Origin of the sequence: Streptomyces sp. NPDC058701, assembly GCF_042715295.1 — a bacterium.
Lineage (GTDB): Bacteria > Actinomycetota > Actinomycetes > Streptomycetales > Streptomycetaceae > Streptomyces.
This window is the reverse complement of record NZ_JBHXSY010000014.1, coordinates 103,939-117,576: the sequence shown is the minus strand read 5'-3', so window position 1 is coordinate 117,576 and position 13,638 is coordinate 103,939. Positions and strand designations below refer to the sequence as shown.

Genomic DNA, 13,638 nt, shown 5'->3' with positions numbered 1-13,638 from the left:
GGCGTTTGAGGCGCGGGGTCCGGGGCGGAGCCCCGGCAACGGCGCGGCGCCCGACCCCGACTCCCCCGCCCGCCCGAACCCACCGAGCCCCCGGCACGGGACCGGGCACGGGACCCGGCACGGCGCCGCCCCCCTGTCAGACCCCGGTGGGACACTCGCACCCGTGAGCGAAAACGCCGGCCGGTGGGCCCTCGCCGAGGACGCCGACGGGTGGTGGCACGCCGCGCCCGTCACTCCCGGGCCCCCGACCGCCGTCGGGGCCGGGACCGGGACCGGGACCGCGCCTGGGACCGGGGCCCCGCCCGGCCCCGCCGGGCCCCGGCTCCGCGTCCGCGACCCCGCCGAGGCGGTACGGGCCGCGCCCGCCGGGACGCGGTGGGTGTGGCGGTCCACCGCCGCGGTGTACCCCCGCCTGCTCGCCGCCGGCGCCCGCGTCGAGCGGTGCCACGACATCGAGGACGCCGAGCTGCTGCTCCTCGGCCACGAGGGCCGGTTCGGGGAGCCCCGGTCGGCGGCGGCCGCCTGGGCCCGCCTCAGGAACGAGCCCGTACCGCCCGATCCGCCGCAGCGGGCCGCCGTGCCCGGTACGCAGGACTCCCTCTTCGACCCCCAGCCCGCCCCCGTCCCCCTCGACGCCCTGCTCGCGGTCCACGCCGACCAGGTGCACCGTCTCGGCGCCACCGCCCATCCCGACCGGATGCGGCTGCTCGTCGCCGCCGAGTCCGCGGCCTTCCTCGTCGCCGCCGAGATGAACCGCGCGGGACTGCCCTGGCGGGCCGACGTCCACCGCGCCCTCCTCACCGACCTGCTCGGTGAGCGGTACGCCGGCGGCGGCGAACCCCGCCGGCTCGCCGAACTCGCCGACGAGGTGTCCGACGCGTTCGGCCGCCGCGTGCGCCCCGACCTGCCCGCCGACGTGATCAGGGCCTTCGCCGAAGCCGGGATCAAGCTCAAGTCCACCCGCCGCTGGGAGATCCAGGAGCTCGACCACCCCGCCGTCGAGCCGCTGATCGCGTACAAGAAGCTGTACCGGATCTACACCGCCCACGGCTGGAGCTGGCTCGCCGACTGGGTCCACGACGGCCGCTTCCGCCCGGAGTTCATCCCCGGGGGGACCCTGACCGGCCGCTGGGTCACCAACGGCGGCGGGGCCCTGCAGATCCCGAAGGTGATCCGCCGGGCGGTCGTCGCCGACCCCGGGTGGCGGCTGGTGGTGGCCGACGCCGACCAGATGGAGCCGCGCGTCCTGGCCGCGATCTCCCGCGACCCCGCGTTCATGGAGGTGGCCGGCCGGCCCGAGGACCTCTACACCGCCGTCTCCCGCCACGGCTTCTCCGGCGACCGGGACAAGGCGAAGCTCGCCGTCCTCGGCGCCGTCTACGGGCAGACCTCCGGAGACGGCCTGAAGAACCTCGCCGCCCTGCGCCGCCGCTTCCCCCGCGCCGTGGCGTACGTGGACGACGCCGCCCGGGCGGGCGAGGAGGGACGGCTCGTACGGACCTGGCTGGGCCGCACCAGCCCGCCCCCCGCCACCTCGGCGGACGCGGACGGGGAGGGGGGCGCGGACGGCACCGGGACCGGCGGCGGGGAGGGCGGCGAGGCCGGACTCCCGCAGGAGCGCGACGACGCCTGGACCCCGAGCTACGCCTCGACCAACTCCCGGGCCCGCGGCCGCTTCACGCGCAACTTCGTGGTGCAGGGCAGCGCCGCCGACTGGGCCCTGCTGCTCCTCGCCGCCCTGCGGCAGGCGACCGCCGGGCTGCGGGCCGAGCTGGTGTTCTTCCAGCACGACGAGGTGATCGTGCACTGCCCGGCCGAGGAGGCCGCGGCCGTCGCCGAGGCGATCCGCGCCGCCGGGGACCGGGCCGGGCGGATCGCCTTCGGCGACACCCCGGTCCGGTTCCCGTTCACGACGGCGGTCGTGGAGTGCTACGCCGACGCCAAGTGACCCCGGACCGGGGCCCGGACCCGGACCGTGACCCGCGCCGGGGCCGGGGCCGGGCTCAGGCCAGGCCCTCCAGCGCGTGGACGTAGATGTGGAACTCGTCGCGGACGAAGCCCTCCGCCTCGTACAGCCCCTGCGCGACGTGGTTGTCGTACGCCGTGTCCAGCTGCACCGCGGCCGCCCCCGACGCTGCGGCGCGCCGCAGCACCTCGCGCAGCAGCGCCGTCGCCGCGCCCGTACGGCGCCCGGCCGGGGCCACGTACAGGTCGCTGAGGATCCAGGCCGGACGCAGGGCGAGGGAGGAGAACGTGCGGTAGACCTGCGCGAACCCGACCGTCCCCGCCCCCGGCACCTCGGCGAGCAACACCAGGGACTCGTCGTTGGCGATCCGCTCGGCGAGGAACGCCCGCGGGCGGTCCGGGTCCTCGACCTCCACCTCGTAGAAGTCGAGGTAGCTCCGGAACAGCACGGCGGCCGCGTCGAGGTCCGGCTCCCCGGCGGTGCGGAGCACGACCCCGGTGCCCGGGTGCTGCCCCTGCGATGCCTGAGCGTTCATGTACGTCGTCTCTCCCTCTGTCGGCGTCCCGTGCGGAAGCCCATTGTGTGCGGGACGCCGAGGGAGGCCGGGGGGTGGGCGCCCCGGGCGGCTATTCCTTGCCCGCGGCCGGCTGGACGGGCAGCTTGAACACGTGGTCCGGTGTCACGACCTGGGTGATCGCCTCGCCGAACAGGGAGCTGGGCTCGGCCCCTTCGTGGGCGATGTCGGTGTTGAGCAGCACCACCATCGTGGCCTGTGCCTCGGGCAGGTACACGGTCAGCGACTGGTAGCCGGGCAGCGAGCCGTTGTGCCCGATCCAGCCCTCCGCGTCGAAGATGCCGAGGCCGTACCCGGTGTCGGGCAGGTTCCCCGCCGGGGTGGTCTTCAGCCGCTGCGCCTGGGTGGCCGGGGTCAGCAATTGGCCGGTGGCCAGGCTCTTCGCCCACACCTTGAGGTCGGCGAGGTCGGAGATCATGGCGCCGGCCGCCCATGCCCACGAGGGATTCCAGTCGGTGGCGTCCTCGGTCTTCCCCGAGGCCGTCTGGTTCGTGTAGCCGTGGGCGTGCGGCGAGGGGAACTCCGCGCCCCGGGGGAAGAGCGTGTGCTTCAGCCCGGCGGGCGCGACGACCTCCTCGTTGACGTACTCGGCGAGCGGGGTGCCGGTGACCTTCTCCACCACCAGACCGAGCAGGATCAGGTTCGTGTTGCAGTACTGGAACTGCGCGCCGGGCGCGAACTGCACCGGGTGCGAGAAGGAGAACGCGAGCAGCTCCCGCGGGGTGAAGTTCCCCCGGGGATCGCTGGTCAGCGCGGTGAAGAAGCCCTCGTCCTCGGAGTAGTTGAACAGCCCGCTGCGCATCCCGGCCAGCTCGCGCAAGGTGATCCGGTCGCCGTTGGGCACGCCGGAGACGTACCTGCCGATCGGATCGTCCAGGCCGACCCGGCCGTCGTCCACGAGCTGGAGCAGGGCGGTCACGGTGAAGGTCTTGGTCTCGCTGCCCATCCGCATGGCGAGGTCGGTCGCCATCGGCGCGCCCGTCGCCTTGTCCGCGACGCCGAAGGCCCGTACGTACTCCCCCTTGCCCGGCGCCGACAGGGACACCAGCACCCCCGGCACCTGGGCCTCGTCCATGACCCCCCGGATCGCTCCGTCGAGTCGCGCGGCCACGGCCGGGGTCAGCCGCGGGAAGGCGTCCGCCGCGGGATCGGTGGCCGCGACCGCCCCGGCGGGGGCCTGCGCGCTCCGGGCCTGGGCCGCGGGCCCGCCCAGCGGCGCCACCACGAGCCCGACCGCGGCGGCCGCCATCGCCGCGCTGCGCCAACGTGTCGCCATGACGGGCCTCCCGCGGAGCCGACAAGGACCGGTCCCTCCAACGTAACCGCGCCCCTGCCCGCAGGCGACCGCGCCGGGGGCCGCCGGGGCCGTGCCCGCGCGCGTGAGGGGATCGGAGCGCCCCTCCCCGGACGGGGGTGTGCCCGGGGTTGTTCCATGCCTTATGTTGCAGAGGCAAAACACGGGGGATTTCGCATGGCCCAGGCGCAGCATCCGCGCCCCGGAGCGGTTGCCGCGCTCGACGAGTCGGGACTGAGGCGACGGACGACGGATGGCAAGGGACTACGACAGCCAGCTCCTGGAATCGGTGACGGTACGCCGACGCAGGATGGGGGACGCGCTGCTGTTCGGCGCGCAGCGGGCGCGGCGCACGGCGGACGGACGGCTCGGGAAGCTGTTCGCGGGCCTCGCCATCACGGCCGTCCTGTGCGCGGGCTGCGTCGGGTGGTCCTTCATCCAGCACACGCTCGCCAAGCAGAAGGCCGAGCAGCAGCGACAACAGCAGAACCGCGTGGAGCAGTTCGGGGGGCCGGCGAAGTCGCCGCTGCCGACGGGCCCGTCCGCGGCGGCGCCGCACCCTTCCGCGGCGCCCCGTCCGTCGCCGTCGCAGAAACCGCAGAAGTCGCCCCCGCCCGCGCGTACGTCCACGTCACCCAAGCCGACACAGGCGTAGGGGCACGGGGGACGCAGCCGTGTGCAGATCCGGGAAAGCTCGCCGCCCCACAGCAGAACTATGTCCCCTTGGCCCCGAAAGGTCGCAATTCCGCGATGATAGGTTCCGGTAAGTGGTGAGCACAGCAACGACTTCCCGCGCGCAACTGAGCCGGGTGACCCTGGTCGGCGAGCGGCGCCGGGCCGACATGGTCCTGCCCTCCGACACTCCGATCGGGCAACTGCTCCCGGACATACTGCATCTGCTCGACGACCGGACCGCGTCGCGCCCGATGACGCGTCAGCTGATCGCGCCGGACGGTTCCGCGCTGCCGCACGACAGCACGCTCGCGTCGGCCGGGATAGCCGACGGCGCCGTCCTGCGGCTCGTGCGGTCGCACTCCGCGCCCCCCGCGCCCGTCGTCCACGACGTCACCGACCTGGTGGCCGACGACCTCGATCTGCGGGCCTGGCGCTGGCGCCCGGCCGCCCGCCGGCGCAGTGCGGGCGTGGCGACCGTCGCCTTCGCGGTGACGGCCGCGCTGCTCGCCCGCCGCGAGTTCGCGCTCGACGCGCTGGCCCTCGCCCTCGGCGCCGTCACCCTGGCCCTGCTGGTGGCCGGCGCGCTCGTCGCCCGGATCGGTCAGGGCAACCGGGGCCTGGCGACCGCCCTCCTGCTCGCCTCCGGCACGCTGGGCGTGCTCACCGCGTGGACCGCCGCGGACGCCCACCACTGGTCGGGCGGCGCACGGCTCGCCGCCGTCGCGGGCGCGCTCGTCCTGACGCTGGTGCTGCTCGGCTACTTCTCGCCCCTCGGCCGGGGCGGACTCATCGGCGCCGTGGTCACCGCCGTGATCACCGCCGTGTGGGAAGCCGTCGCCGCCGTCCAGGGCGATCCGGCCCGGCTCGGCGCGGTCATGCTCCTCTTCTCCGTGGTGCTGCTCGGCCTGCTGCCGCGGCTCGCCCTGATGGCCTCGGGGCTCACCGCGCTCGACGACCGCCGCTCGGGGGGCGCCTCGGTCAGCCGCCACGAGGTGGGCAACGCCCTCGCCGCCACGCACCGCGGGCTCGCCCTCGCGACGATCGTCACGGCGATCTCGGCGGCGGCGGCCGGCTGGCTGCTGACGCTGGCCGAGAGGCCGACCGTGTGGACGGTGGTGCTGCCGACGCTCGGCGCGGTGGTGCTCCTGTCGCGAGCGCGCGCCTTCCCCCTGGTCGCCGAGGTGGTGGCGCTGTTCGCCGCCGCGGCGCTGCTCGTCGTACGCCTGGTGATGCTGTGGACCGAGCACGGCGAGGGCGCCGGCCCTCTCGCCGTCCTCGCCGTGGCGGCGCTGCTGCCGCTGGTCGTGCTCGCGGTACAGCCGCCGGAGCACGTGCGGGTGCGGTTGCGGCGCACCGCCGACCTCGTCGAGTCGGTCGGCATGGTGGGGCTGTTCCCGATCGCCGTCGGGGTGTTCGGTGTGTACGGGCAACTGCTCGACAAGTTCTGAGTCAACGCGCAGGCGCTCCGGGCGGGGCGGCAGGACGGAATCAAGAGGGGCGGGGCAGGGATGCCGAGCGGAGACAACTGGCAGGGCGACGTCCTGCGCGACCTGGGGTCCGGCGCCGCGGCGACCGGCGCCCGGCCGGCGTCGCAGGGCCCGGCCGGACCACAGCCGCCGCAGCCGGCGGCTCGCCCACAGCCCCCGGCCGCCGCGCAGCCGCCGCCGGGCGCCGCGCAGCCGCCGCCGGGCGCCGGCCTCCCGGCCCGGCGGTCCGGCGACCCGGTCCACGGCAGCCCGGACCCGGCGCCCGCCGCGCCCGCGCCCGGCGGCCGGGAGTACGCCCCGGCCCCCGGAGGCGCCGCGCAGCCCGCCCCGCGGACGGCGCCCCCCGGCCCCGCGCCGCGGCGTCAGCCGGCGTCCCCGCAGACCCGCACCCCCGGCTCCCGGCCCGCGGTCGACAGGGACCTGGCCGGGGCGGGCCGCAAGCCCCGCCACGGTGAGCCCTTCGCCGCCCGCGCCGCGCGCGCCGTACGGCGAATCGTTTCCTCATCCGTCGCCCACGAGGTCGCCGAAGCCACCCGGACCGCCGAACTGCTCCAGCAGCCCGTCACCACCGGCCGCCAGATCGCCGTCACCTCCATCCGCGGCGGCGCCGGCAAGTCCACGGTCGCCGCCCTGCTCGGCACGACGTACGCCCACTACCGGCAGGACCCCGTCCTCTTCGTCGAGGCCGACCCCGCCCTCGGCTCCCTGCCCGTCCGCCTCGGCGCCGAGACCCTGCGCTGGACCACCGGCGACGTCGCGGACATCGTCGAACCCCAGATGTCGCTCCTCGACGTCACCGGCTACCTCGTCCAGCTCCGCGACAACGCCTGGCTGCTTCCCGGCAGCCAGGGACAGATCGGCGCGATGCTCGACACCCGGTCCTACGAGCGGGCCATGGTCGCGCTCCGCCGCTACTTCGGCGTGACCGTCGTCGACTGCGAGACCCTGCCCGCCGAGGTCGCCCGCGTCGCGCTCTCCGCCGCCCAGGCCCGCGTCCTCACCACCCCCGCGACCCTCGACGGCGTCGCCAGTACGTACGCGGTCCTCCAGTGGATGCGGGGGCTGCCCCCGCACATGATCGCCGGCACGGTCGTCGTGCTCACCGAGCAGACACCGCACTCGGGGATCGACCTCGCCGAGGCGGCCCGCACCCTCAAGGCCGCCGGGACCACCGTCCACGTCCTGCCGTACGACCGGCACCTGGCGGCCGGCGGCCCCATCAGCCCCGAGCTGCTGGCCCGCTCGACCAGGCAGACCGCCACCCGGATCGCCGCGGACGCCTTCCAGCTCTCCCAGAAGCGCCACTGACCGACATGCCGAGCCCGACCGTGCCGAGCCCGACCGCGAATGACGGACGACGACGATGAGCACCCGACTGGTCCACCGCCCGGCCAGAACCATCAAGCCCCCGGCCGCCCCCGCCGCCCGCATCATCGAGGCCCCGCCCAACCTGCCCGAGGGCAAGGCGGGCAACATCGCCATGTCGCTGCTGCCCGTGGCCGGCGTCATGTCGTCCGTCGTGATGATGACGGTCGTCCGCAACAGCCAGTTCGCCGCTCTCGGCGCGCTGATCCTCGTCGTCACCATCGTCGGATCCCTCGCGCTCGTCTTCTCCCAGCGGGGCAAGGCCCAGCGGACGCGCCGCACGCAGCGCGAGGCCTACCTCGCCTACCTGGAGGATCTGCGCGAGGATCTCACCGGCGAGGAACGCGAGCGCGGCGAACGGGCCGACGTCCTCAACCCGTCGCCCCACGCCCTGTACGACATCGTCCGCGACCCGGCCCGGCTCTGGGAGCGCCGCCGCGTCGACGGCGACTTCCTGCGCGTGCGCGTCGGCACCGGCGAGATGCCCGTGCGCGACCTGCAGATCGGCCAGCAGAGCTCCACCGTCCTCACCCCGCCCGACCAGTTCATGCTCAACGAGGCATCGGCGCTGACCGCCCGGTTCCGCAACGGCACCGACCTCCCGCTCACCGTCCCGCTCGACCGCGTCGGCAACATCAGCGTCATCGGCCCGCGCGAGGACTGCCTGCGCGTCGCCCGTGCCCTGCTGGTCCAGGCCGCCGCCCTGCACGCCCCCGACGACGTGGCGATCGCACTGGCCGTCCCCGGCGACCGGCTCCCCGACTGGGACTGGGCCAAGTGGATGCCGCACCTCCTCGACACCGAGCAGCTCGACGGCCCCGTCGCCGCCCGCCGCATCGCCCCCTCCCTGGACCAGCTCGCCCGGCAGATCGGCCCGGAACTGCGTCGCCGCGCCTCCTACGCCGCCGAAGTGCGCCGAGGGCTGTCCGGCAAGGACGCCCTGGCCATGACGTCCCGCCTGCTCGTCGTGGCCGACGGGCACGGCGAGGACGCCGCCGAACTGCCCCGCCCCGACGAAGCGGTCGGCCTGCGCGAGATGGGCACCACCGTCATCCACCTCCTCGAACAGCGGATCCAGGAACCGGGACACGTGGGCGTGCGCATCACCGCCGACGGGGACCGGGTGCTCATCGAGGACCTGCGCGAGGACCAGCCCATCAGCGCCCACGGAACCGTGGACGAAGTGGGCGTCCCCTTCGCCGAGGGCCTCGCCCGGATGCTCGCCCCCCTGCGCCTGTCCGCCGAATCCCTCGTCGACGCCCCCCTGTCCGGCCCCGTCGACTTCGCCGACCTGCTCGGCATCGACGACGTGGCCCGGCTGGACCTGGCGAGCCTGTGGGCCCCGCGCGGCGAACGCGCTTTCCTGCGCGTACCCATCGGCATCAGCGACTCCCACGGGCCCGTACTGCTGGACCTCAAGGAATCCTCCGAACTGGGCATGGGCCCCCACGGCCTGTGCGTCGGCGCCACCGGCTCCGGAAAGTCCGAGCTCCTGCGCACCCTGGTCCTCTCCCTGGTCGCCACGCACCCCCCGGAGGACCTCGCCCTGGTCCTCGTCGACTACAAGGGCGGCGCCACCTTCGCGCCGTTCGCGGACCTGCCGCACGTCGCGGGCGTCATCACCAACCTGGAGAACCAGGCCGGTCTCGTCGAGCGCGTCCACGCCTCGCTCGCCGGCGAGGTCAAGCGCCGCCAGCAGGTCCTGAAGGAAGCCGGCAACATCGCCGACATCGGTGACTACGCCGCGCTGCGCGCCGAACGCCGCCCCGACCTGGACCCGCTGCCGCACCTGTTCGTCGTCATCGACGAGTTCGGCGAACTGCTCACCGCGAAGCCGGACTTCATCGACCTGTTCCTGTCCATCGGCCGCATCGGCCGCTCCATCGGGGTCCACCTGCTGCTGTCCAGCCAGCGCATCGAGGGCGGCAAGCTCAAGGGCCTGGACACGTACCTCTCGTACCGGCTGGGCCTGCGCACCTTCTCCGCCGACGAGTCCCGCACGGTCCTGGACACCACCGACGCCTTCCACCTCCCGCCGCTGCCCGGCTTCGGCTACCTCAAGGTCGACACCAGCCACTACGAGCGGTTCAAGGCGAGCTACGTCTCGGGCGCCTACCGGGGCCCCGTACAGCGCGCCGAGGACGAGGACAGCGGACCCCTCGCCCTGGAGTACGAGGCCTTCAACACCCTGTCCAAGCCCGACACCACCGGAAACCGGGAGCCCGCCGCCCGGCGCCGCGAGACCGGACCGACCGAGATGGGCGTCATCGTCGAGCAGCTGCGCGACGCCGCCGCCCCCGTCCGCCGCATCTGGCTGCCCCCGCTGCCCGACGCGATCCCCCTGGACGAGGTCGCCGGTCCCCTCGACGTCGGCGCGCGCGGCATGCAGCTCTCCAAACGGCGCGGCCGGCTCACGGTACCGCTGGGCCTGATCGACGACCCGACCAGGCAGCGGCAGGGCGAGTGGTACCTCGACCTCACCGTCGCGGGCGGCCACGCCGCCGTCATCGGCGGCCCGCAGTCCGGCAAGACCACCCTGCTGCGCACCCTCGTCCTGTCCCTCGCGCTCACCCACACCCCGCAGGAGGTCGGTGTCTACGGCCTCGACCTGGTCGGCGGCGGCCTCCAGGCCCTGGCGGGCCTGCCACATGTCGGCGGAGTCGCGGGACGCGCCGACCGCGAGCGCGCGGCCCGCACCCTCGAAGAGGTGCGCACCATGCTCGCGACCCGCGAGGACCTCTTCCGGGAACACGGCATCGACTCCGTCGAGCAACTGCGCGCACTGCACGCGGCCGGCCGGCTGCCCCAGCTCGCCTCCGCCGAGATCGTCCTCGTCATCGACGGCTTCGGCGCGCTGCGCGACGACTTCGAGGAGCTCGACGACGCCGTCGTCGACATCCTCAAGCGCGGCGGCGGCTACGGCATCCACGTCGTCGCGGGCATGCTCCGCTGGAACGACGTCCGCATCGCCACCCAGTCGAACTTCGGCACGCGCGTCGAACTGCGCCTCAACGACCCCGGCGAGTCCAGCGTCGACCGCAAACTGGCCGAGACCCTGTCCCCCGCCGAACCCGGCCGTGTCCTCACCGACGGCAAGCTCTTCGCGCAGGTGGCACTCCCCCGCACCGACGGGCTCCGCGACACCTCGGAACTCGGCGCGGTGCTGGAGCGCACCGCCGGTACCGTCCGGGCCACCTGGAGCGGAGAGACCGCCCAGCCGGTACGCGTACTGCCGCACCTGCTGGAGCCCCGTCTGCTGCCGGGACCGGCGGCAGAGCCCGCGCGGGTGCCGATCGGCCTCGACCAGAACGGGCTGGCGCCCGTGCTCCTCGACCTCTTCCGGCACGACCAGCACCTGCTGGTCATGGGCGACAGCGAGTGCGGCAAGACGAACCTGCTCAAGACCGTCGCCGGCGGCCTCATCGACCGCTACGGCGAGGAGGAACTGGTCTTCGCCATCATGGACCCGCGGCGAAGCCTGCGCGGTGTGGTCCCGGAGGAGTTCAACGGCGGCTACGCCTACAACAGCAAGATGTGCGCCGGGCTGGCCGCGGGGATCGCCACCGAACTGGAGCGGCGGCTGCCCGACGACAGCGCCCCCCTGGACGACCTGGAACCCGGCAGCTGGGGCGGCGGCCCGCGGATCGTCGTGCTCGTCGACGACTACGACGTGCTCACCACCGCGGGACAGTCGCCGCTCGCCCCGTTCGTCCCGTACATCCCGGCGGCGATGGACATCGGGCTGCACTTCGTCCTGACCCGCCGCGTCGCGGGCGCCTCGCGCGGGATGTACGAACCACTGGTGCAGGGCCTGCGCGAGTCGGGAGCCTCGGCGATCGTCATGGCGGGAGACCGCGGCGAAGGCCAGCTGTTCCCGGGGGTGTACGCCTCCCAGCAGCCCGCCGGCCGCGGTGTCCTCGTCCGCAGGGGCCAGACCAACCGCCTGATCCAGACCGTGTACACGTCGCCCGGGTGACACCCCGGCCACCCACCCGCCACCCCTCCCCGAACCGGACTGCGAAGGACCGTACGACCTCATGACCAAGGACGTCATCGCCCTCACCCCGCGGATGCCCGATCCGTGGGTGGTGCTCGCCGGCCTCCTCTCCGGGGGCCCCGACAAACTGGTGAACACGGCGGGCGAGGGCGCGGTCGTACAGCTCTGCGACGAGCAGGGGCGGCCGCTGGTCTCGGTCGAGGCACCCCTGCTGGTCCAGGTCGAGGGGGAGGCCGAGCGGCTCCTGGGGGCCACCCCGCCGCGCGTTCCGTTCTGGTGGACGGAGGCGCGCGCCACCACCGGCGTACCCGACGCCGAGCGCCTCGCCGGGACCTTCGCGGCCCGGCTCGCCGACCTGGCGGGCGGGAGCGCATGGCCACCGGAGGCGGCCGGCTCCCTGGGCGTGGTGCGGACCGACGGGGTCGGCGTCGCGCCCGCGCCCGCGGCGGCGCAGCCCGCCGTGGACGTGCTGACCCCCAACGTCGCGGTGGTCATCATGGACCGCCCGGTCCTCGCCATGACGGCCTGGCTCTCCGACGCCTTCCGGGCCGCGGCGGCGGGCGAGCGGGGCCTGCAGGTCGTCACTCCGCCCGGGACGCCGATGTCGCCGGCGGTGCTGGCCAACATGCCGGACTGGCCGTCGCGGTGGGTCGTGCGGGACGAGCGGGACGGCTACTACGACGGACTCTCGGGCGCGGTACTGCGCTGGCAGGAGGGCATGTTCGCCACCGTGGTGTCCGAGCACGCCACCGAGGACGACCCGCGGACTCCGGTGGCCGCCTCGTACCAGGAGGTCACGGAAACGGCCGAACGACAGCTGGCCGTCACCTTCCGCACCGTCCACCCCGCGGACGACCGGCTGGTCCTCGGAGGCGCCCTGGAGACGGTGTGGCGCGAACTGACCGGCGCGCCCCCGGCGGGCTGGGGCACGGCCGAGCCGGCCAACCTGCCGTGGTCGCCCGGCCGGCTGACCGACGTCGCCTTCGCCCGGGCACCCGATCCGACCTGGTTCGTGGTGGTGGGCAGCCCCGAGCGGCCCGGCCTCGCCACGGTGCGGATCAACCGCACGAAGGCGGGCGTCGAGGAGACCGTGACCCTGGCCCTCGGCTACGGCGCCGGCGAGGAACCACCGCTGGACGCCCTGCCGCGCACGGCGGAGGCGCTCGTCACCCGGCACCGCCTCCAGTCCATGCTCGTACAGCTCCGCAAAGCGCGCCGCGATCTGCTGGTACCACCGCGCTTCGAGGGGCCGGGCGTGCCGCTCGCCTTCGTCCTGGGCGCGGAGGAGGTCCGGGCCATGCCCGACGACCGCGCCCGGCGCACCCCGCTGGCCGAACAGCCGCTGCGGCTGGGCCCCAAGTCCCGCCCCGCCTACTACTACGCGATGCCCGGGGACCCTTCGGACCTCTCGGGATGGGCCGTCTTCGAGCGGCTGATGGGCCATCTGAAGGGCGCGTGAAAAGCGCTGGTGGATTGTCATGGATGAGTCACAACAGCAGCTTTGCCGGTTGCAGGCGCGACGGGGATTGATGAAGATGGACATACTTATGTTCGATCGGATGTACGGGGGAGTGAGATGAAGTTCGACATGGGGACGCAGGTCCTGACGAACCTGATGTCCGGGTCGCGCAACTCCAATACGGACCTGGGGTCGCTGATCAAGCAGCTGGTGACCGCGGCGCAGCCGTTGGAGGGCAAGTTCCAGGGCCAGGGCAAGGTCGCGTTCGACTCGTTCAAGCTGCGCGCGGACGGGATCGCGAAGGAGCTGAACGCTTCGCTGGCGGCCATCCTGGGCGGCCAGTCGGGGATGGAGCAGGCCTTCGGCTCGGGTGACCAGGAGCAGGGCGAGAACGCGCGGCAGACGCAGGGTGCGGCGAACTTCGACGCCGCCCGCTTCCGCGGCCGCTGAGGCCGCCGGTCCTTCTTCTGATGGTTCTTCTTCACGGGGAGTGTGGTTGTAGTGGCAGGTGGGACGGACCGTCGTGCGTACGACGTGGGTGCCTCGACGGAGGTGCAGGGCGGTATCAAGGCGGTGATCGGCCAGCTGGAGCAGGTCATCGCAGCACGTGAGGCGCAGGTCGCGTCGGCGATGGCGGACTTCGCGGCGGACGGTGTGGCGGACGACTACCACGCCAAGGAGCTGCGGTGGAAGAACGCCTCGCAGGAGGTCAAGAACATCATCCAGCTGCTGAACACGACGCTGGAGAAGAACGACGCGACGGCGCACCAGACGCTGCAGCGGGCGAAGGCCGCGGTCGACAACATCGGCTGAACGAGCGG

9 protein-coding genes and 1 pseudogene are annotated in these 13,638 nt (G+C 74.1%); 8 read left to right on the top strand and 2 right to left on the bottom strand.

What is annotated here, in order from left to right; translation table 11 throughout:
• The first annotated feature begins 163 nt into the window (after positions 1-163).
• A complete protein-coding gene (locus ACFWW8_RS17745) occupies positions 164-1,948 on the top strand; it encodes a bifunctional 3'-5' exonuclease/DNA polymerase (protein WP_386529735.1) in 1,785 nt (594 codons plus the stop codon).
• Between the two features lie 55 nt (positions 1,949-2,003).
• On the opposite strand, the gene ACFWW8_RS17740 is transcribed toward ACFWW8_RS17745, so the two are convergent.
• The gene (locus tag ACFWW8_RS17740; protein ID WP_386529734.1) at positions 2,004-2,501 is read right to left on the bottom strand and encodes a GNAT family N-acetyltransferase; all 498 of its coding nucleotides are present in this window, start codon (positions 2,499-2,501) and stop codon (positions 2,004-2,006) included.
• Positions 2,502-2,592: 91 nt separating this feature from the next.
• Positions 2,593-3,816 (bottom strand): serine hydrolase domain-containing protein, encoded by a 1,224-nt coding sequence (locus ACFWW8_RS17735; RefSeq protein ID WP_386529732.1) that lies wholly within the window; start codon positions 3,814-3,816, stop codon positions 2,593-2,595.
• Positions 3,817-4,087: 271 nt separating this feature from the next.
• Here ACFWW8_RS17735 and ACFWW8_RS17730 point away from each other — a divergent pair.
• From ACFWW8_RS17730 to ACFWW8_RS17700, 7 genes and pseudogenes are all read left to right on the top strand, one after another.
• Positions 4,088-4,351 (top strand): annotated as a pseudogene (locus tag ACFWW8_RS17730) (hypothetical protein); the annotation flags it as partial.
• Between the two features lie 250 nt (positions 4,352-4,601).
• Complete coding sequence (eccD, locus tag ACFWW8_RS17725) at positions 4,602-5,957, top strand: type VII secretion integral membrane protein EccD (RefSeq protein ID WP_386529731.1); 1,356 nt, start codon at positions 4,602-4,604, stop codon at positions 5,955-5,957.
• 60 nt (positions 5,958-6,017) lie between these two features.
• Complete coding sequence (locus ACFWW8_RS17720; protein WP_386529729.1) at positions 6,018-7,304, top strand: MinD/ParA family protein; 1,287 nt, start codon at positions 6,018-6,020, stop codon at positions 7,302-7,304.
• Between the two features lie 55 nt (positions 7,305-7,359).
• A complete protein-coding gene (gene eccCa, locus ACFWW8_RS17715; protein WP_386529727.1) occupies positions 7,360-11,337 on the top strand; it encodes a type VII secretion protein EccCa in 3,978 nt (1,325 codons plus the stop codon).
• A 61-nt stretch (positions 11,338-11,398) separates the two neighbouring features.
• Positions 11,399-12,817 (top strand): DUF6177 family protein, encoded by a 1,419-nt coding sequence (locus ACFWW8_RS17710; RefSeq protein WP_386529726.1) that lies wholly within the window; start codon positions 11,399-11,401, stop codon positions 12,815-12,817.
• Positions 12,818-12,934: 117 nt separating this feature from the next.
• A complete protein-coding gene (locus tag ACFWW8_RS17705) occupies positions 12,935-13,267 on the top strand; it encodes a hypothetical protein (protein WP_267723108.1) in 333 nt (110 codons plus the stop codon).
• Positions 13,268-13,318: 51 nt separating this feature from the next.
• Positions 13,319-13,630 (top strand): pore-forming ESAT-6 family protein, encoded by a 312-nt coding sequence (locus ACFWW8_RS17700; RefSeq protein ID WP_267843840.1) that lies wholly within the window; start codon positions 13,319-13,321, stop codon positions 13,628-13,630.
• The last annotated feature ends 8 nt before the right edge of the window (positions 13,631-13,638 follow it).

Bases quoted from the DNA above. Each gene is read 5' to 3' on its own strand.
- ACFWW8_RS17720 (WP_386529729.1), top strand. From the start codon at position 6,018: ATGCCGAGCGGAGACAACTGGCAGGGCGACGTCCTGCGCGACCTGGGG.
- ACFWW8_RS17705 (WP_267723108.1), top strand. From the start codon at position 12,935: ATGAAGTTCGACATGGGGACGCAGGTCCTGACGAACCTGATGTCCGGG.
- eccCa (WP_386529727.1), top strand. From the start codon at position 7,360: ATGAGCACCCGACTGGTCCACCGCCCGGCCAGAACCATCAAGCCCCCG.
- ACFWW8_RS17710 (WP_386529726.1), top strand. From the start codon at position 11,399: ATGACCAAGGACGTCATCGCCCTCACCCCGCGGATGCCCGATCCGTGG.
- ACFWW8_RS17740 (WP_386529734.1), bottom strand. From the start codon at position 2,501: ATGAACGCTCAGGCATCGCAGGGGCAGCACCCGGGCACCGGGGTCGTG.
- ACFWW8_RS17735 (WP_386529732.1), bottom strand. From the start codon at position 3,816: ATGGCGACACGTTGGCGCAGCGCGGCGATGGCGGCCGCCGCGGTCGGG.